Consider the following 19899-nt stretch of genomic DNA (forward strand, 5'->3'; position numbering starts at 1 on the left):
CAAGCTATGAGGTGCTAAACTAGGAAAAGTTTAATAAATCGTAATATAAGATAGTCATCAACAACATAATATTTGTTTTATAAAAATAAACCTGATTTGATAATAAGCGAGTATAGAACCGTGACTTTACCTACTAATTTTTTATCAGCAATTAAGTTATTAATTCCTGAAAATCGCCTTTTTACAGACCCTATGACAACGTTAGCCTATGGCACGGATGCGAGCTTTTATCGACTGGTTCCTCAATTAGTGATTCGTGTTGAAAGTGAACAGGAAGTTGTTGCTGTTTTAAAAGAGGCCCACAAGACACAGGTGGCGGTCACCTTTAGAGCTGCCGGAACAAGCTTGTCAGGGCAAGCATCAACGGATTCTGTGCTTGTTGTTTTAGGAGATCATTGGAATGGGAAAGACATTCGTAATGATGGTTTACAAATTCGCCTACAACCTGGTGTCATCGGTGCTCAAGCTAATAAATGGTTATTGCCGTATGGGCAAAAAATTGGCCCTGATCCCGCATCGATTGATACCTGTAAAATTGGTGGTATTTTAGCCAATAACGCCAGTGGCATGTGTTGTGGTACAGCGCAAAATAGCTACAGTACGATTCGAGATATTCGGGTGGTATTGGCTGATGGTACCGTGTTAGACACAGAACAAGCAGATAGTGTTGAGGCTTTTAAACAAAGCCATGGAGAGTTACTTGAGAGGTTAGCGCATTTAGGGCAAGAGGTCCGAGCTAATACGACATTAGCTGATAAGATTCGTCATAAGTATCGCTTAAAAAATACCACAGGCTTATCGATTAATGCGCTGGTTGACTATGATGATCCGATTGATATCTTAAAGCATATTATGGTGGGATCGGAAGGAATTTTAGGTTTCATCAGTGCGGTGACTTATAATACAGTACCAGAGCACCCCTATAAAGCCAGTGCTTTCATTGTCTTTCCTGATATTGAAACCTGCTGTAAAGCTGTACCGATTTTAAAGCAACAACCTGTTTCTGCGGTCGAGTTATTAGATCGTCGAAGTCTTCGCTCAGTAGAGAATAAACCCGGCTTGCCAGAGTGGGTTAAAACGTTATCGGATAATGCTTGTGCCTTATTGATTGAGTCTCGTGCGGCGAGTGCTAGTTTGCTGAGTGAGCAGCTTAAGCAAATTATGGCTTCCATCCAACCATTCCCAATGGAACAAAAGATCGATTTCACGCAAAATCCTAATGAGTACGGTAAGTTATGGGCTATTCGTAAAGGTACGTTCCCTGCGGTAGGCGGCGTGCGTAAAATGGGGACTTCTGTCATTATCGAAGATGTTACGTTCCCCATTGAGCGTTTAGCTGAAGCGGCAAATCGTTTAATCGAGCTTTTCGAAAAACACCATTACGATGAAGCTATTTTATTTGGTCATGCATTAGATGGTAATTTACACTTTGTTTTTACTCAAGACTTTAATAATCCAGAGCAAGTGGCACGTTATTCTGCGTTTATGAATGATGTGACTCAGTTAGTTGCGGTTGATTTTGGTGGGGCACTTAAAGCTGAACATGGCACAGGGCGTAATATGGCACCGTTTGTTGAGTTAGAGTGGGGGGCTGATGCATGGCAGCTGATGTGGGATATTAAGAAGCTGTTTGACCCTAAACATATTTTAAGTCCTGATGTGGTGTTGTCAAAAAATAAAGAACTGCATTTACAAAACTTAAAACCTTTACCAGAAGCAGATGAACTGGTTGATCGTTGTATGGAGTGTGGCTTTTGTGAACCTGTTTGCCCTGCGAAGGATTTAACTTTATCACCCCGTCAGCGTATTGTGATTTGGCGCGATATTCAGGCTAAAAAACGGGCAGGGCAGAATGTGGACCAGTTAATGGAGCAGTATCAGTATTATGGCATAGACACTTGTGCCGCCACTGGATTATGCAGTATGCGTTGTCCTTTAGAGATTAATACAGGAGCATTAGTTAAAAAGTTACGAGCTGAAGCAGCCAATCACCCTAAAATGGCTAATTGGTTGGTGAATCATTTTGCTACAGGGTTTAAAGGAGTGCGCTTTACGTTAGCAGTCGCCGCGAAAGGGCAAGCAGTGCTAGGTACGCCGATGATGGAAAATATTACCCATGGTTTACGTAAATTAACCGGTAATCGCCTGCCTCGTTGGTCAAGTGCTATGCCTAAAGCAGCAAAACCTTTACGTTTTGTTCCACCTGCCACTGATAATCGACCACGGGTTGTTTATTTTACAACCTGTGTATCGCGGATGATGGGACCTGCTGTGAGGGATTTTGACCAAGTGCCTTTAGTTGAAAAAACTAAGCAATTACTGGTTAAAGCAGGTTATCAAGTGGTGTTGCCCGAATGGGTTAACTCCTTATGCTGTGGTCAACCCTTTGATTCAAAAGGCTACCCTGAGCAAGCATTGCAAAAAGAGAATGAGTTGATTGGTGTCTTGATGGAAACCACTCGCCAAGGTCAAGACCCTGTGTACATTGATACAAGTTCTTGCAGTTTGCATCTGATTGAGGCGGTTAAAAAGCGCGGTGTGAATTTAAATGTGTATGATTCGGTAGATTTTATACATCAGTTTTTATTGGAGAAACTTGATTTTCATCCCCTTGATGAAAACATCGCGTTGCATATTACTTGCAGTAGCCGCCATTTAGCAGAAAATCAGGCGTTTATTGATATTGTGAGAAACTGTACAACTAAACAAGTGGTCATTCCGGAAGATATCTATTGTTGTGGTTTTGCTGGTGATAAAGGGTTTAATACACCAGAGCTTAACGCCCACTCGTTACGCCATCTCAAAGAAGAGGTTAAACACTGTAAACAAGGGGTTTCAAATAGTCGTACTTGTGAGGTTGGGTTAAGTGAGCACAGTGGTATTGATTACCGTAGTATTGTGTATTTGCTAGACAGTGTTACAAAGGAAAAGAAGTTTAGTGTGCCAGATACTGCTTTACAATCTTGGTCACTCAATTAGTACTTTGAATATTGAGAAGCCAATCTGTTAGATTGGCTTTTTTGGGATATTACTTCGGTATTTATCATGATCTTTTGTGATGAGATAGCCAATATTAAAAAAATGCTAAAAGGACTTGACTTATTAATGTGGTTTGAATAATACGAATTAGCTGATGAGGTATTTTGTTAAAAGATAATTTATTTTTATAACTTATTAATTTTAAATAAAATAATAAAAGATTTAAAAGTAATAAATTTAGTATATTGCCCGTCTTTATCGTGCTTTGTAGCATTTTTTAAACTATTATTAACATACTTATCCACAGCTTTTGTGGATAACTGTGATGAGTATTTTGAGAGTTTGAACTGATGGCAGCGCATAAAATGTAGACGACTTTTTTATTTGTGGTATAGTTTTTCCCCAACAAAATTTTGACAGCATGTTATATAAAATATCTCTTTGTTATTATTAGATCTAAGTTATTGGATGGTTTTGTGAGTAAAGCTTTTTTTCAGCATAAGTTTTTTCAGAAAAATGGAATAGGACTTATTTGGTCCTTTTTATTTTTTTGGTATTTTTCTGGAGTTGTACAAGGTCTTATTTATTTCTCTGGTACAACTGGGTTCGCAGGGCTTAGATCAAGCATCTTTTTAAGCTTTTTATGGCTAATTCCCATTTTGCTCTTTCCTCGATACACGAAGTTATTAGCAGCTATAATTGGTATTATTTTATGGGCTGCGTCTTTAGCGAGCTTGGGCTATTTTATGCTTTATGGTCAAGAGTTTTCGCAAAGTGTTATCTTTATTATGTTCGAGTCAAATACGGCTGAAGCCGGGGAGTATCTGACACAATATTTTAGTTATACGCTCGTATTTGTTTTTATTGTCTATAGCATTGGTGCTTATTTATTATGGCGTAAAATAACGCCTGTTTATTTACCTAATCATCTCACGCGTTGGGTTGTGAGTATTCTTATTTTTGTGAGTATATTTGGCTATCCATATGCTAATCGGATGATAAAAAAAGAAGAACCTTTTGCAGTTGCCACTGAGAAAGTGCTTGGCCGTATGGAGCCTGTGACACCATGGACATTGGTTGTTGGCTATTATCAATATAAAAAGCAACTTGATAATATGGAAGCGTTATTAACTCATAATGCAGCGTTACCCCCTCTTAAGAATTTAAAGGATGAAAATGCAGATAAGCCTCGCACCATAGTATTGGTGATTGGTGAGTCTACTTCGCGTTTGCATATGAGTTTATATGGTTATGGGCGTGAAACTAACCCCATGCTTAAGCAATTGCAAAAGACAGACCCTGGATTAGTCGTATTTAATGATGTAGTGGCCTCTCGCCCTTATACCATTGAGATGTTACAGCAAGCTTTAACCTTTGGTGATCAGCATAACCCTGATGCTTATTTAACAACGCCATCGGTCATGAATTTAATGAAACAAGCGGGTTATAAAACCTTCTGGATTACGAATCAGCAAACGATGACTAAGCGCAATACCATGTTGACGACATTTTCTCAAATGGCGGATCAACAGGAATATTTAAATAATAACCGTAGTCAAAATTCTGAGCAGCATGACGAGGTGGTATTTGAACCTTTTGAAAAAGCATTAAAAGATCCCGCCCTTAAAAAGTTTATTATAATTCATCTGCTAGGTACACATATGAATTATAAGTACCGTTACCCTGATAACTTTAGAAAGTTTAGAGGGGCTGATCCTATTATGCCGAGTGATTTAGATAAGAAAGAAATTGCATTTTATAATAGTTATGATAATGCCGTGCTTTATAACGACTATGTGGTAGCGACATTAATTAAAACTTTTAAAGATACGGATCCTTACGGCTTTTTGGTTTACCTCTCTGACCATGGCGAAGAGGTTTATGGTGATAAAGATCATGAGGTGATCGGGCGTAATGAGGCAGCACCCACTAAGGGGATGTATACTGTTCCCTTTATGGTCTGGAACTCACCAGCATGGCAGGCTGGGCATCCTCGTGATTTAAAGAGGTTAGTAGATCGCCCTTACAGTAGCGCTCATTTAATTCATACGTTGTCTGACTTAGCAGGGCTTACTTACGATGAGTATATTCCTGCACGTAGCTTGGTCAGCCCTCAATATGAGAATGAAACACGGTGGATTGGTAATCCTAAAGTGAAGTTACAATCATTTGATGCGTTGTTTGGTAAACAAAAAGAAACACAAGCCAAGTAATGTAGTTTTTAAAGCCATTGTAGATCATTGGCTTTAGTTTTCTAAGTAATTAAAAAGCCGATCATTGTGTCGGCTTTTTTTGTGCGTAGAAAAAATAGGGTAGGGTTAAAGACGAAATTCTTGTCCGAGATAAACATCTTTTACGATTTGGCTGCTTAACACTTCATCAGAAGAGCCTTGAGCGATGATTTTTCCTTCATTAACGATGTATGCCTTCTCACAAATATCGAGGGTTTCTCGCACGTTATGGTCTGTGATCAGAATGCCAATTCCACGGTCGCGTAAGTGGTAGATGATTTGTTTAATATCGTTAATTGAGATGGGATCTACACCGGCAAAGGGCTCATCTAGCAGAATAAATTTAGGGTTACTCGCCAATGAACGGGCAATTTCTACACGACGGCGCTCACCACCTGATAAGCTCATCCCTGTATTGTCTCGAATATGGGTAATATGAAACTCATTGAGTAAGCTTTCAAGTTCTTTTTTACGCTCAGCATGGTTTAGATCTTTTCGTAGTTCTAAGATTGCCATAATATTTTCAGTCACGGTAAGCTTACGAAAGATAGAGGCTTCTTGAGGTAAATAGCCAATCCCTGCACGGGCACGTCCATGCATGGGGAGGTTGGTGATATTTTCTCCATCAATGGTAATCATGCCTTGTTCTGGATGAATTAATCCCACGATCATATAGAAACTGGTGGTTTTTCCAGCACCGTTAGGCCCAAGCAATCCAACAATGGTGCCACTCTGAATAGAAAGACTTACACCGTTGACGACTTTACGACCATTATAGGTTTTAATCAGGTTACTTGCTGCGAGTGTTGTCATAGTTTATTGCTTCTTCTTTTCAGGTTCTAAGACCATGTTAATACGTCCACCCTTACTCGTTGAACCGGTGGTTGTTTTAGTACCACCTACGGCTGAAATTGTGCCTTTTTCTGTATCATAGACCATACGACTACCATTGAAGGTATTGTTTTTCTGAATGACTTTGGCATTGCCTTCAAGAACAATTTTTTTATTGGCGGTCTGGTATTGTATCATACTGCCATAGGCCTTGATCATCGGCTCATTAGCAGAAGGAATTTGTTCAAAATAAGCAGGGCTTCCTTGAGAGGTCATGACGTCAACCCCACCGTCTTTATTACGAACAATCGTCACCGTGTGTCCCATTACTTTCATGGTTCCTTGGGTGATAATGACATTGCCACGGTAAACCAGCACGCCTTTGTTGTTGTCAAGGTCTGCTTTATCCGCTTGGATGTGAATAGGTTGTTGGCTATCGCTAGGTAATGCATAAGCAGTAGTGTTGTAGGTACCTACGGCGAATATAGCTAATGCAATAAGTGGTTTAATTCGCATTTTGGCCTCTGTTTATTTTTGTCTTCACGTTTGACAAAATTTCTATTTGATTTGTATCCATGTGGGCTTTTACACCATTGCCTGAAGTCTGTCCATCAGGGGCATTGAAAATAACATAATCGTTTGATTCAGCATATTTTTTATTAGCATAAACATTGACTTTGCCATATTTAACTGGGTCCGTGTCATTGGCTTGTTGGCCTATTTCAAAACTGTTCACGCCACCTTTTTCATCGGCTTGTATGCCTTTAACATCGTTAATAAGCACAATTGTGTCGCCTTTTGGGCCAACTTCACCTTTGTTACTGGTGATTTGCCAAGGACTGGTCTGGTTTTTGTACAATAATGCTTTAGGTTTTACTAGGTAACTAATGTCTTTTTCTTGTACATGCGTTAATTTATCGGAAGTAATGTTGTAATCAACAGAACCATCGGTTTTATATTGGGTAACATCCAGATCATCTGCAAAGTAGTCGATGGTGGCATCCTTTTTATATTTGCTGTCTATTTTCAATGTATCATCATCAAAATACTCAAAGACAGCCACTACCATAATCAGTAGCAGTAAGATGCCTAGTTTGTAAAGGAGACTTTTACTCATTATAAATACTGTTGTTGGAGGGTATCTAATTGCCCTCGTGCAGATAATATCAGTTCACAAAATTCACGAACTGCCCCTTTGCCGCCTCTTGCCTGTGTAACAGCCAATGCATGCTTTTTTACAAAGTCGTTAGCATTAGCAGTTGCCATGCCAATACCTACTTGTCTAATGGCTGCTAGGTCGGGTAAGTCATCACCTAAGTAGGCCACTTGTTCATAATCATAAGCGGTTTTGGCTAATAGTTCATTTAGTGCCGTTAGTTTGTCTTCGCGCCCATGAAAATAGTGCTGTATGCCTAAGCTTTTGGCGCGGTTTTCTACAATAAGGCTACTGCGACCTGTAATGATAGCGGTTTCTATCCCCATTTTCATTAACATTTTAATGCCTAACCCATCGAGTACATTAAATGTTTTAAACTCTGTCCCGTCAGGCAGAAAATAAAGTCGGCCATCAGTCATTACACCGTCAACATCAAAAACAGCCAGTTTGATTTTTTTTGCTCGTGCATTGAAATCATTCATATTAAATCACACCTGCACGGGTTAAGTCATGGATATGGAGTACACCAATGAGGTTATTTTGATCGTCGACAATAGGCAGTACACTTATTTTATGGTCATCCATAATTTTAAGTGCCTCAGCCGCTAGCATATCAGCTTTTGCTGTTTTGCTGTGGCTTGTCATCACCTGGTCTAGGGTTAGCTTACGGATATCGCTTGCACGATCAAGTACCCGTCTTAAGTCACCATCGGTGAACACGCCTAGTAGTTTGTTGTTTGCATCAACAGCCAAGGCAATCCCTAATCCTGCACGAGACATTTCAAGCAATACTTGTTTGAGAGGTGTCATGGCGGGTATTTTAGGAAGCTCATCACCTGTGTGCATGATGTCAGAAACTTTGAGTAGTAAACGGCGACCTAACGCACCACCAGGGTGTGAGAATGCAAAGTCTTCAGCCGTAAAGCCACGCGCTTCAAGTAGGCTGATAGCAAGGGCATCACCAAGCACTAAAGTCGCTGTTGTAGAAGAGGTGGGTGCAAGATTTAATGGGCAAGCTTCTTCTTTGACGCTGATGTCTAAGTTAACATCAGCAGCTTTGGCTAAGGCTGAATTAGCATTGCCTGTCATACTGATGAGCTTGATACCTAAGCGCTTAATTAATGGTAATAAAGTAATAATTTCAGTGGTTGAACCTGAGTTGGAAATGGCTAAGATGACGTCTTGCTGGGTAATCATCCCCATGTCACCATGGCTCGCCTCAGCAGGGTGTACAAAAAAAGCAGGTGTGCCTGTGCTGGCAAGCGTAGCTGCAATTTTACGGCCTATATGGCCTGATTTTCCGATGCCTAAAACAACAATACGGTCTTGTGCGTTGAGTATTAGCTTACACGCTGTTACAAAGTTTTCATCGATATGGTCTTTTAGTGCATCAATCGCTTGCAGTTCTAATTCTATGGTACGCTTAGCAGTTTTAATAAAGCTAGTATCATTTTGCATTGGCTAACTACATCTTGGGTAATTAAAAGTACAATTATAGCAATAAAACATTTTTTGTCTGTAAAGAATATTATTAAATTAAGTGTAATGTCATTTTATCTTTTCATTTATCAGTTATTATATAGGGCTAATAAATATGAAATAGTATGACGATGATCTGAGGAGAATGCAGTGTCGCAAAAAAGTAGCTATGCTGTTGAACTACAAAATGCGTCGTTTAAGCGTGGTAGTCGTTATATCTTTAAAGACATTGATATGACGATTGAGCACGGTAAGATAACGGCAATCATGGGGCCGTCGGGTTGTGGTAAAACGACACTGTTGAATTTAATCAGTGGTCAATTGTTGCCCTGTCAAGGCAAAGTGATGATAGATGGCCGTAATATTCCTGATTTAAGTCGTAACCAGTTGTTTGATTTACGCAAAGAGATGGGTGTGTTGTTTCAAAGTGGTGCCTTATTCACGGATATGAATGTGTTTGAGAATGTGGCTTTCCCTTTGCGTATTCATACGGATTTGCCTGAAGCCATGATCCGCGATATTGTGCTGATGAAACTACAAGCGGTTGGTTTACGTGGCGCGGCTGCTTTAATGCCTGATGAGTTATCAGGGGGGATGAAGCGTCGTGTTGCTTTAGCACGAGCAATTGCAATGGACCCCCAAGTTCTTTTATACGATGAACCTTTTGCAGGGCAAGACCCTATTGCAATGGGTGTGTTAGTGCGTTTAATTAAACTGTTAAATGATGCACTGGGCATTACGAGTATTATCGTTTCTCATGATATTGATGAAACCTGTAGTATTGCCGATTATATTTATGTGGTGGGTAATGCGCAAGTATTAGGTCATGGTACGCCTGATGAATTGAAAAAAATGGATGATCCAAGGGTTCTGCAATTTATAAGAGGCGAACCCGATGGCCCTATTCATTTTCAATTCCCTGCAGGTGATTATAAAGAAGCTTTACTGGGGGAACGTTGATGCAGGCTCAAAAGAAAGTGGGAGTGTTAGATCGTATCCAATTACTGGGTCGATCTGCCATTGATACCATTGCAAGCCTCGGTGATGCTGCTATTTTTTTAGTGCTTTCTCTGATCGGTCGACGAGGCCCCGGTAAGCATTTTCGGTTATTGATTAAACAAATTTATTTTGTGGGTGTTTTATCGCTACCGATTATTATGGTATCAGGTTTGTTCATCGGGATGATTATGGCTTTACAAGGCTATAATATTCTGATTAGTTATGCCTCTTCTGAAGCTGTAGGGCAAGTAGTGGCATTAAGCCTTTTGCGAGAATTAGGACCTGTGGTGACAGGGCTTTTATTCGCAGGGCGTGCAGGTTCTGCACTGACAGCAGAAATTGGCAATATGAAAGCCTCGGAGCAATTATCGGGCTTAGAGACTATTGGTGTTGACCCTCTAAAATATGTGATTGCTCCACGTTTATTGGCTGGCTTTATTAGTATGCCATTGCTATCCACTATTTTCGTGGTTGTGGGTATCTGGGGTGGGGCGATGGTTGCTGTGGACTGGTTAGGCGTATTTGATGGCTCTTACTGGGGTAATATGCAAAGTAGTGTACGCTTTGGTTATGATGTATTAAATGGCTTTATCAAAGGGTTAGTCTTTGCGTTTGTGGCAACATGGATTGCAGTTTATCAAGGTTATTCTTGTGAGGCTACCTCTGTGGGGATTAGTAAGGCCACAACCAAAACCGTAGTTTATGGCTCCCTTGCCATTTTAGGATTAGATTTTATTTTAACTGCACTTATGTTTGGAGAGATTTAATGAATAACCGTGCCCTTGAAATTACCGTAGGTCTTTTTGTATTGGCCGGTATTTTGGCATTCGCTTTATTGGCGTTTAAGGTGAGTGGTCTAACGTTAGGACAAAACAATTCGGGAACCTATAAAGTAACCGCTTATTTTGATAGTGTTGAGGGTTTAAAAGTACGTTCACGGATTTCTTTTGCTGGTGTTACCATTGGTAAAGTGACCAGTATTGCGATTGACCCTGAAAAGTATCAAGCTAAAGTTACCATGGAAATCAGTGATACTGCTAATTATCTACCTGCTGATTCGACAGCCTTGATATATACTGCTGGCTTATTAGGTGAAAAATATATTGGCTTTAGCTTAGGTGGTGATGAAGAAGTATTGAAGAACGGCTCTGTGATTAAAGATACTCAATCATCATTGGTGCTAGAAGATTTAATTAATAAGTTTGTTATGGGTTCTGATGACTCAGGCAAGGATATTGCGAAGCAGTTAGGCACTCTCAATGATACGTTAAAAGAGTTGATTAATAAAAAACCAAGTGTTGTCAATTAATATTAATGATGAGGAATTTATGATGAGCATTAAAAAGTATAGTCAGTTTGTTTTTGTGTTATTGTTTGCTGTGTTTTCAACGTTGACACTTGCGGCTGAGCAAACAGCACAACAAGTGGTACAAGCCACAGTTGATACACTATTAAAAGATCTAAATACTAACCGTGCAAAATATGCAAAAGACCCTGAAGCTTTTCATAAAGCATTGCATACTTTATTGACTCCTGTGGTGGATGTGGATGGTATCGCTCGTAGTGTGATGACTATCAAATATGCACGCCGTGCAACGCCTGAACAAATGGAAACGTTTAAAGCTAATTTTGAACAAGGTTTAATGCAGTTTTATGGTAATGCATTGCTAGACTATGAAGGTAAAGGAATGAAGGTATTAAAAACGATTCCTTCAGATAGTCCTGACCGTGTGAGCGTTCAAACTGAAGTTAAAGGTAATGATAATACTATTTATCCTGTATCTTATACCATGATTAAGTTGAATGGTAAGTGGATGGTTAGAAACGTGGTAGTAAATGGATTAAACGTAGGTAAATTATTCCGTGACCAATTTGCCAGTGAAATGCGTAATAATAAAGACGATTTAAATTATGTCATTAATGATTGGGCTGATGCCGTAGAACGTGCTCAAGAACAAGCTGATTCTGATGATAAAAAATGAGTATAATGACTGGTAAAGAACAAGCTACCTTAATTGAAGGTAGTGACGGTGAATTAAAACTAGTTGGACAGGTAGATTACTGCAATGGAAAATATTTGTCTGAGTTGGGTCAATCCATCATTACTCAAAGTAAGGCGACTGCGTTTACTTTAGACTGCTCTGGTGTTACACGTACGAGTAGTGTCGGAGTTTCTTTAATTTTGTCATTAATTCGTGATGCTAATCAGACAGGAAGAGCACTCTTGATTAAAGCATTAACAACGGATTTAGAAGAAATAGCAAAGTTTAGCGATTTAAAAGAAGTATTACCGTTGAGTGAAGATTACCAAGTGATAGGATAAATGAATGCAACCAAATGAAGTAAAAAAGTTTTTAGAAGAGCAATTAGCAGGCTCTCGTATTGAAGTAGAGGGTGAGGGGTGTAATTTTCAGCTCAACATTATCAGTGATGAGTTATGTGCATTAAGCCCTGTTAAGCGCCAGCAACAAGTGTATAGTTATCTAAACCCTTGGATTGCCGATGGCAGTATTCACGCCATTACCATGAAGTTTTATACACAAGCTGATTGGGCTAAACATAACTAAACGTATAATTGTTAGAGAGAGTTGAATGGATAAGTTAAAGATTACAGGTGGTACGGTTCTTAATGGTGAAATTCGTATCTCAGGCGCTAAAAACTCAGCATTACCTATTTTGGCGTGTACATTATTAGGTGATACACCTTCGGTTATCTCTAATTTGCCGCATTTGCATGATATTACTACCATGATCGAGCTCTTTGGTTGCATGGGTATCCAGCCGACCATTGATGAAAAGCTAACCTTAGAGATTGACGCTAGTAGCATTAAAACCCTTGTTGCGCCTTATGAGTTAGTAAAAACTATGCGCGCTTCTATTTTAGTATTAGGCCCAATGCTTGCACGTTTTGGCAAAGCAGAGGTTGCATTACCCGGTGGCTGTGCTATTGGCTCAAGACCTGTTGATTTGCATGTGCGTGGTTTAGAGGCCATGGGTGCAATTATTAAGATCGAAGATGGCTATATCAAAGCAGAAAAACCTGCGGGTGGTCTTCATGGCGCTACCTTTATGTTTGATACGGTGAGTGTAACCGGTACTGAAAACTTGATCATGGCAGCGGCCCTTGCAAAAGGGAAGACCGTTTTACAAAATGCGGCAAAAGAGCCTGAAGTGATCGACCTAGCAAATATGATTAACCAAATGGGTGGTCATGTTAGTGGAGCAGGAACGGATACTATCACGGTTGAAGGTGTTGAGCGTTTACAGGGCACTGAGTTTCGCGTGATGCCCGACCGTATTGAAACGGGTACTTACTTGGTTGCAGCAGCTATTTCTGGTGGTAAAGTAAAATTAAAAGACACCGATTCTCATATTTTAGAATCTGTGCTTATCAAGTTACAAGAAGCAGGTGCTTTTATTGATGTGGGTAGTAACTGGATTAGCCTAGACATGAAAGGTAATCGCCCTAAAGCGGTTAATCTTCGCACTGCGCCATATCCTGCATTCCCTACTGACATGCAAGCGCAGTTTATTGCTTTAAATACAATTGCTGAAGGTACAGGTGTTGTAACAGAAACGATTTTTGAAAATCGTTTTATGCATGTCTATGAGTTAAATCGTATGGGCGCTAATATTTTAATTGATGGCAATACCGCTATTGTTAAGGGGGTTGATCAGTTAAGAGGTGCACCCGTGATGGCGACTGATTTACGTGCCTCAGCTAGTTTAGTTTTAGCAGGTTTAGTAGCCGAAGGTGAGACCTTAATTGATCGCATTTATCACATTGACCGTGGCTATGAATGTATTGAAGAAAAACTTCAATTATTAGGTGCAAAAATTAAGCGTGTGGCAGGTTAGACTGTTCTAACGCGATAAAAAAAGAGGGCATTAGCCCTCTTTTTTTATCTCTACTATTTATTCTCAGTATTGGGCATAGCGATCTAACAGTTTATTTCTAAACTTATTATTGGGGTCGAGTTGCTTTTTGAGCTCAAAAAACTGTTTAGCTTTCGGGTAAGCTTTTTCAAATTGTGCTTGGCTAGCAATAATTTGGTAGGGCAAATAATAACTACCTTGATGCTCAATTGCAGTATCAATGAGTTCTGTTGTCCATCTATTAACCGCTTGTTGGTCTTTTGACGTAACGCCTTGTTTATAGTAAATCACAAAAGCAAATACATCGGTTTTAGCCCAAGCGAGCAATGAACCACTGTCTTTTTTAGCATGACGTATGGAGATATTGAGTACATTAACGTTATGCTTACGTAATATATTGATCAATTGGGGATAAAAATTATCAAATTGATCCGTTGGCATAAAGTATTCCTGTAGCACAAAGCTACCTTCTTTTGTAGCGATTGGTGCTAGCTCTGCTACATTGTAACTGGCCTCGTAGTTACGCCAAACAACTTGTTTTTTCGAGTACTGCCAGCGGTCATACAGTTTTCTAAAGCGCTTGGCTAAATTGCTACTAGAAAGTAGCGCAATTTGTTTATGTAATTTGCTGTAGTCTTGGTCTTTAGGTTGTAATCGAACTGAAATAGTCGGTGCTTCGTTGGTTGTTACGTAAGTGACAGCACGAACTGTTTTATAGTCTGGTGGGTATATCAGGGTGTTATGAAACACGGCATGAGTATTGTTGTTAACGTATTTTTGAAAATAGTCATAGTATTGAGTAATCAGCATCTGCTGGCTGGTGCGTTTTAACAGAGTATTGTCAGTTAAATTGAATGTGGCTTCTGTTATAACACCCATTGCACCATAACCACCAATAGCCCCGTAAAAGATGGTAGGATTTTCTGTTGGGCTAGCAGTGATCAGTGAACCATCTGCTAATACCATTTTAATTTGTTTCACGGATAGGATGATAGGGCCTTCCCCCACATAACGCCCGTGGACATTCACACTAAGTGACCCACCCACCGTAAAGTCAGCATAGCTTTGCATGATTTGAACGGAAAGATTGTATGGATCAATTAGCTCTTGTATTTGTCGCCAGTTAGCGCCTGTTTCTACGGTGATCTCTTTCTTTTTAGGATCAAACGCTAAGATGTGATTAAGTTTTTTAATATCAATTTGCAATGCATTGTCAGTGGCCGTTTGTCCACCCATGCTGTATTTACCACCCGCTATGGAAATAGGGCCAGTATGATTTTTTATAAGCTCGACAACGTCAGCTGTTGAGGTAGGCTGGGCAATATCACTAATGGGGATAGGGTTAAGTTGGGTAATATCATTGCTGATAATGGGCTGAGCGAGTGGAATCGTGTGTTTTAGGAGTAGCAGTAAAAAAAACAGCCATTTTTTTTTCAAAGGTTCATCCTTAAATATAATGATCGATAAGCTTGTATTATGAAATAAATATGGGTATCTGTCTATGTATTAGAAAGCTTGATAGCGTTGGTAAGGCAAGCAATCAATCACTCGTGTGTTTTAGAAAATAACTAAGAGGCATTGTATTTTTTGCTGTCTGCTATTAGTCTTACATTTGTCTTAAAACAAAATCGTTTTATATTTTGATGATCTTACAGTATTTTATTAAGAATGGTTATGGCATTGTTTGTTAAGAAACGCCATAATACTACTTAACTGAATAAGATGATAAATAATAAGTGTCTATTATGTTAACAATTGCATTATCCAAAGGACGAATTCTTGATGAAACTCTGCCACTTTTAGCAGAGGCAGGGATTACACCTACTGAAAATCCTGAAAAAAGTCGTAAATTAATCATTCCTACTACACAAGAAGATGTACGTATTTTGATCGTGCGTGCAACCGATGTGCCTACCTACGTGGAATATGGCGCTGCTGATTTAGGTGTGGCGGGGAAAGATGTGTTATTAGAGTATGATGGCGATGGCTTGTATGAACCGTTGGATTTAAAAATAGCACAGTGTAAATTAATGACGGCAGGGGTAGCAGGGAAACCAGCACCTAAAGGACGTTTAAAGATTGCAACCAAGTTCGTTAATATCGCCAAGCGCTATTATGCAGAGCAAGGGCAGCAAGTAGATATTATTAAGCTTTATGGTTCTATGGAGTTAGCGCCTTTAGTAGGGCTTGCCGATAAGATTATTGACGTGGTCGATACCGGCAATACTTTACGTGCCAATGGCCTAGAACCGCAAGACTTTATTGCTACGGTGAGTTCACGTTTAATTGTGAATAAAGCAGCGATGAAGATGCAACACCGACGTATTCAAGAGTTAATTGATACATTACGTAGTGCAGTAGAGTCTCGTCAAAAACCTTAAGAGAGGAAGATAAAATGTCAGTAAATATCCGTCGTTTGTCTAGTAAGCAGGCCGACTTTTCAAAGCAAATGAATGATTTGTTAAGCTGGGAAAGTGTTTCTGATGATGCGGTGAACGGCCGTGTATTAGAAATTATTAAAGCAATCAGAGAGCGTGGTGACGCGGCGCTTGTTGAATACTCACAAAAGTTTGACCGTGTGTCAGCAAAATCAATGGCGGATTTAACCTTTGATAAAGCGCGTATTCAAGAAGCTCTGCATCGTATTAGCCCTGAACAACGTAAAGGTTTGGAGTTATCTGCTGAGAGGATTCGATTATACCATGAGCATCAAAAGCAAGAGTCTTGGCGTTATACTGAGGCCGATGGTACGATCTTAGGGCAAAAAATTACCCCGCTTGATCGTGTAGGTTTATATGTCCCCGGTGGCAAGGCTTCTTATCCCTCTTCAGTATTAATGAATGCGGTTCCTGCGAAAGTGGCGGGTGTACAAGAAGTGGTAATGGTTGTGCCAACGCCCGATGATGAAGTGAATGATATTGTTCTAGCCGCCGCAGCTGTAGCCGGTGTTGATCGTGTTTTTGCAGTGGGTGGAGCACAAGCCGTAGCTGCATTGGCTTATGGTACAGAAACAGTCCCTCCTGTAGATAAGATTGTTGGCCCTGGTAATATCTATGTTGCTACAGCAAAGCGCCATGTATTTGGTAAAGTGGGCATTGATATGATCGCTGGCCCTTCCGAGATTCTTGTGGTCTGTGATGGTGGTACTAATCCTGATTGGGTTGCGATGGATTTATTCTCACAAGCTGAGCATGATGAAGATGCACAAGCTATTTTAATTTGTGAAGATGCAGCCTTTATCGATCAAGTGGAAGCCAGTATCAATAAATTATTGCCAACCATGGAGCGTGAAAAAATTATTCGCACTTCACTAGAAGCACGTGGCGCATTGATTCATGTGGGCTCAAAAGAAGAAGCATTAGAAGTGGCTAACATCGTAGCACCAGAGCATTTAGAGTTGTCTGTGGCTGATCCTGAATCATGGTTACCCGGTATTCGCCACGCGGGTGCTATTTTCATGGGGCGTTATACCGCAGAGTCTATTGGTGACTATTGTGCAGGGCCTAATCACGTATTACCCACATCAGGCACTGCGCGTTATTCTTCACCACTAGGTGTGTATGATTTCCAAAAACGTTCTTCAATTATTTTCTGTTCTGAGAATGGGGCAGCAGAGTTAGGTAAAACGGCTTCTGTGTTAGCGCGCGGTGAGTCGTTAACTGCTCACGCGCGTAGTGCTGAATATAGGATGAAAAAATAATGAATAAGTATTGGAGTCCTTTGGTGGATGAGCTAAGTCCTTATACGCCGGGGGAGCAACCTAAAGTGGATAAGTTGGTAAAATTAAATACCAATGAAAACCCTTATGGTCCCTCTCCCAAAGTATTAGAGGCGATTAAGCAGGCCACGACGGATAGTTTACGCTTGTATCCTAACCCTGATAGTGACCAGTTAAAACAAACGATTGCTAATTACTACGATATTGAACCTGAGCAAGTTTTTTTAGGTAACGGTTCTGATGAAGTGTTAGCAATAGCTTTTCAGGCTCTATTAAAACATGACGACGAAGAGCGGCCTGTTTTATTCCCTGATGTTACTTACAGCTTCTACCCCGTGTATTGTGGTCTTTACGAGATTGTTTATGATGCAATTGAGTTGGATGAGTTATTTCAAATCCGATTAAGAGATTACTTAAAACCAAATAGTGGTATTATTTTCCCTAACCCTAATGCGCCAACGGGTATTTTATTACCTGTTGATGCGATTGCTCAGTTATTGGAAGAAAATACCGAGTCAGTGGTGATTGTGGATGAAGCCTATATTGATTTTGGTGGTGAGTCAGCGGTTAGCTTGATCAATCAGTACCCTAATTTATTGGTTGTGCAAACACTTTCTAAATCAAGATCATTGGCAGGGCTTCGTGTAGGGCTCGCAATGGGTAATGCTGACTTAATTGAAGCATTAAACCGCGTGAAAAATAGTTTTAACTCTTATCCGCTTGACCGCTTGGCTCAAGCAGGCGCTATTGCTGCGTTTGAGGATACCGACTATTTTGATGAGACGTGCCAAGCGATTATTGATGATCGTGAAGATTTAGTCTCTGCCCTTGAGCAGTTACAATTTAAAGTATTACCTTCTGCGGCTAATTTTATTTTTGTACGGCATCTACGCTTAGATGCTGAAATGTTAGCCAGTCAGTTACGTAAAAGAGGGATTATTGTTCGTTATTTCAACAAAGCGCGCATTAATCAGTTTTTACGTATTACAGTAGGAACACTCGAGCAAAATCAATTGTTAGTGGATGCAATTGTGGATATTTTGCAAACTAAAGACTAACACCAATAAGAGAGGATAGGAGAGGGTTCCTATTCTCTTTTAAATCTATATAGATTAATCTAAAGCTTTCATTGTAGGGTGTGATGAAATTATATGGTTCTTTGTTTGTTGCCATTGCAGCAATAAGTTATGGTTTTCCCGCCTCTTTAATGAAGTTAGCCAGTTTGCAAGGGGCGCAAATAGGTGGGTTATTATTCTTTGTTTTTTTCTTTGCGATTATTTTTTTACAGATACTTTCCTTTATTTCCTCACGAAAACAAAAACAACAACCTTTAACATTATGTAAGCATATCGTTGTGATTGGTTCAGGAACCTCTATTGCGTTGACCAATACGTGTTATTTCTTGGCATTAACTCATGTACCTGTGGCCATTGCTGCTGTTATGTTGATGCAGTCAGTATGGATTGCGATTGTTTTAGAGTGCTTACTTAATAAACGCTTACCTTCACTTTTACAAGTGGTTATTGTATTGCTGATTTTATTGGGTACCTCATTGGCAACCAATCTATGGTTAGTTTCTAGTCAGGTTTCTGTAATAGGATTATTTTTGGGATTTTTGGCTGCTTTTTGTTATGCACTGACCATTCAGTTTACCAATAAGTTAGCCCCCGATATTTCACCGATTAGAAAAGCTAGCATGATGAGTATTGGTGCTTTTATTGTTATTACCTTGATTTGGTGGCGTTATATTCCTGTAGGGAGCTTGTGGGTAGAAATTCGATGGGGAGCACTCATTTCGATTTTTGCAATGGTACTGCCATTGGCTTGTTTGAGCTATGGAATGCCTAGAACGCCTCCCGGGCGTGGTGAAATTATTTCTTCTTTAGAGTTACCTGCTGCTATTGGCATTGCATGGTTATTATTGAGTGAAAGTATTACGGCGGCTCAACTGGTGGGGGTGATTATTATTATTGCCTCAGTTATGCTGAGCTGTATCCATAATAAGCATCGTCAGGGTAGAGTTTAATTTTAATAGAGTAAATTGGGGGTATCAAATCAATAAAATATAGCGTTTGAAGATAGGCCTGTATGGTTTAAAAAAGGTAACCTATATAGGTTAGGGGAAAGCGACTAATACCATGATAATAGCGTTTATGATACAAGGTGGCAAAGTCTGGTTGAGAAGCTACTTCTAGGGCATGTAGGTGTAGCTCGTATTATGGCTCGTTATTAATTTTTTAGCTGTGGGAAGAGTTTTTGAATGTCTTCATCTGATTTTACATTGTTTATTTGTTGTATCTTGTTTTGAATAGTTTTAGACATGATGTCGCAAGTTTCGATCTGTTGCTTTTTGGGGATGGATGCGAGTTGCTGTTTAAATTGATCCATCATTTTATTATGTTCGATTTTTTTTTGTTGGGTAATATAAATTGAGGTAAATTTATTTTTTTCTAGGCCAGATATAAAAGAATCTGATGCTTCAAAAAAAGCATTACACGAGTCGGCATAAACGGACTCCTTTTTATTAGTCTGTGCTAAAGTAAGCAACGGCATCATTAAACATAGTGCATAAGCAAGTTTAGTCAATATAACAATCCTTTCTGTCGATGGTTGTTTATTTCAAACCAGTA

The 19899-nt window shown here is 39.7% G+C and carries 20 protein-coding genes; 13 read left to right on the forward strand and 7 right to left on the reverse strand.

All coding sequences use genetic code 11. The features are described 5' to 3' along the window. The first annotated feature begins 120 nt into the window (after positions 1-120). Together DM558_RS01735 and cptA are read left to right on the forward strand one after the other, a co-directional pair. Positions 121-2979 (forward strand): FAD-binding and (Fe-S)-binding domain-containing protein, encoded by a 2859-nt coding sequence (locus tag DM558_RS01735; protein ID WP_127161776.1) that lies wholly within the window; start codon positions 121-123, stop codon positions 2977-2979. A 476-nt stretch (positions 2980-3455) separates the two neighbouring features. Then, a complete protein-coding gene (cptA, locus tag DM558_RS01740; RefSeq protein ID WP_127161777.1) occupies positions 3456-5192 on the forward strand; it encodes a phosphoethanolamine transferase CptA in 1737 nt (578 codons plus the stop codon). Positions 5193-5297: 105 nt separating this feature from the next. On the opposite strand, the gene lptB is transcribed toward cptA, so the two are convergent. From lptB to DM558_RS01765, 5 genes are read right to left on the reverse strand one after another with little or no spacing between them, the layout of a single operon-like run. Then, the gene (gene lptB, locus DM558_RS01745) at positions 5298-6023 is read right to left on the reverse strand and encodes an LPS export ABC transporter ATP-binding protein (protein WP_109703331.1); all 726 of its coding nucleotides are present in this window, start codon (positions 6021-6023) and stop codon (positions 5298-5300) included. A gap of 3 nt (positions 6024-6026) precedes the next feature. Further along, positions 6027-6557 carry a lipopolysaccharide transport periplasmic protein LptA gene (lptA, locus tag DM558_RS01750; protein ID WP_127161778.1) on the reverse strand — a complete coding sequence of 177 codons (531 nt, stop codon included), beginning with the start codon at positions 6555-6557 and terminating at the stop codon, positions 6027-6029. Beyond that, positions 6547-7158 carry an LPS export ABC transporter periplasmic protein LptC gene (lptC, locus tag DM558_RS01755; protein WP_127161779.1) on the reverse strand — a complete coding sequence of 204 codons (612 nt, stop codon included), beginning with the start codon at positions 7156-7158 and terminating at the stop codon, positions 6547-6549. Before lptC ends, lptA begins: the two co-directional genes overlap by 11 nt. Further along, on the reverse strand, positions 7158-7679 hold the full coding sequence (locus DM558_RS01760) for a KdsC family phosphatase (RefSeq protein WP_127161780.1): 522 nt from the start codon (positions 7677-7679) through the stop codon (positions 7158-7160). The genes lptC and DM558_RS01760 overlap by 1 nt, the downstream gene beginning before the upstream one ends. Before the next feature lies 1 nt (position 7680). Then, positions 7681-8655, reverse strand: a complete 975-nt coding sequence (locus DM558_RS01765; protein ID WP_127161781.1) for a KpsF/GutQ family sugar-phosphate isomerase — start codon at positions 8653-8655, stop codon at positions 7681-7683. Positions 8656-8826: 171 nt separating this feature from the next. Here DM558_RS01765 and DM558_RS01770 point away from each other — a divergent pair, with 171 nt between their 5' ends. Genes DM558_RS01770 through murA form a run of 7 tightly spaced genes read left to right on the forward strand, consistent with a single transcriptional unit; the run spans position 8827 to position 13533 of the window. Next, positions 8827-9636: an ATP-binding cassette domain-containing protein gene (locus DM558_RS01770; protein ID WP_127161782.1), complete on the forward strand. Its 810-nt coding sequence runs from the start codon at positions 8827-8829 to the stop codon at positions 9634-9636. Beyond that, complete coding sequence (gene mlaE, locus DM558_RS01775; protein ID WP_127161783.1) at positions 9636-10442, forward strand: lipid asymmetry maintenance ABC transporter permease subunit MlaE; 807 nt, start codon at positions 9636-9638, stop codon at positions 10440-10442. Before DM558_RS01770 ends, mlaE begins: the two co-directional genes overlap by 1 nt. After that, entirely contained in the window at positions 10442-10984 is a 543-nt protein-coding gene (mlaD, locus tag DM558_RS01780) for an outer membrane lipid asymmetry maintenance protein MlaD (RefSeq protein ID WP_127161784.1), read from the forward strand. Before mlaE ends, mlaD begins: the two co-directional genes overlap by 1 nt. 19 nt (positions 10985-11003) lie before the next feature. Then, entirely contained in the window at positions 11004-11657 is a 654-nt protein-coding gene (locus tag DM558_RS01785; RefSeq protein ID WP_127161785.1) for an MlaC/ttg2D family ABC transporter substrate-binding protein, read from the forward strand. Beyond that, on the forward strand, positions 11654-11998 hold the full coding sequence (locus tag DM558_RS01790) for an STAS domain-containing protein (protein ID WP_228411790.1): 345 nt from the start codon (positions 11654-11656) through the stop codon (positions 11996-11998). Before DM558_RS01785 ends, DM558_RS01790 begins: the two co-directional genes overlap by 4 nt. Positions 11999-12002: 4 nt before the next feature. Then, entirely contained in the window at positions 12003-12242 is a 240-nt protein-coding gene (locus DM558_RS01795) for a BolA family protein (protein WP_109703322.1), read from the forward strand. Positions 12243-12267: 25 nt separating this feature from the next. Beyond that, positions 12268-13533: a UDP-N-acetylglucosamine 1-carboxyvinyltransferase gene (murA, locus tag DM558_RS01800; protein WP_127161786.1), complete on the forward strand. Its 1266-nt coding sequence runs from the start codon at positions 12268-12270 to the stop codon at positions 13531-13533. A gap of 63 nt (positions 13534-13596) precedes the next feature. On the opposite strand, the gene DM558_RS01805 is transcribed toward murA, so the two are convergent. Further along, entirely contained in the window at positions 13597-14988 is a 1392-nt protein-coding gene (locus tag DM558_RS01805; protein ID WP_228411791.1) for an FAD-binding oxidoreductase, read from the reverse strand. Between the two features lie 308 nt (positions 14989-15296). On the opposite strand from DM558_RS01805, the gene hisG reads away from it, so the two are divergent. The 4 genes from hisG (at position 15297) to DM558_RS01825 (ending at position 19295) form a co-directional block, all read left to right on the forward strand. Next, on the forward strand, positions 15297-15932 hold the full coding sequence (hisG, locus tag DM558_RS01810) for an ATP phosphoribosyltransferase (protein WP_127161787.1): 636 nt from the start codon (positions 15297-15299) through the stop codon (positions 15930-15932). A gap of 14 nt (positions 15933-15946) precedes the next feature. Further along, the gene (gene hisD, locus DM558_RS01815) at positions 15947-17251 is read left to right on the forward strand and encodes a histidinol dehydrogenase (protein WP_127161788.1); all 1305 of its coding nucleotides are present in this window, start codon (positions 15947-15949) and stop codon (positions 17249-17251) included. Then, positions 17251-18327: a histidinol-phosphate transaminase gene (gene hisC / locus DM558_RS01820; protein ID WP_127161789.1), complete on the forward strand. Its 1077-nt coding sequence runs from the start codon at positions 17251-17253 to the stop codon at positions 18325-18327. The genes hisD and hisC overlap by 1 nt, the downstream gene beginning before the upstream one ends. A gap of 83 nt (positions 18328-18410) precedes the next feature. Continuing rightward, on the forward strand, positions 18411-19295 hold the full coding sequence (locus tag DM558_RS01825) for an EamA family transporter (RefSeq protein WP_127161790.1): 885 nt from the start codon (positions 18411-18413) through the stop codon (positions 19293-19295). A 203-nt stretch (positions 19296-19498) separates the two neighbouring features. On the opposite strand, the gene DM558_RS01830 is transcribed toward DM558_RS01825, so the two are convergent. Further along, positions 19499-19855 carry a DUF5339 family protein gene (locus tag DM558_RS01830; protein WP_127161791.1) on the reverse strand — a complete coding sequence of 119 codons (357 nt, stop codon included), beginning with the start codon at positions 19853-19855 and terminating at the stop codon, positions 19499-19501. Positions 19856-19899 lie beyond the last annotated feature (44 nt).

Origin of the sequence: Entomomonas moraniae (genome assembly GCF_003991975.1) — a bacterium.
Lineage (GTDB): Bacteria > Pseudomonadota > Gammaproteobacteria > Pseudomonadales > Pseudomonadaceae > Entomomonas > Entomomonas moraniae.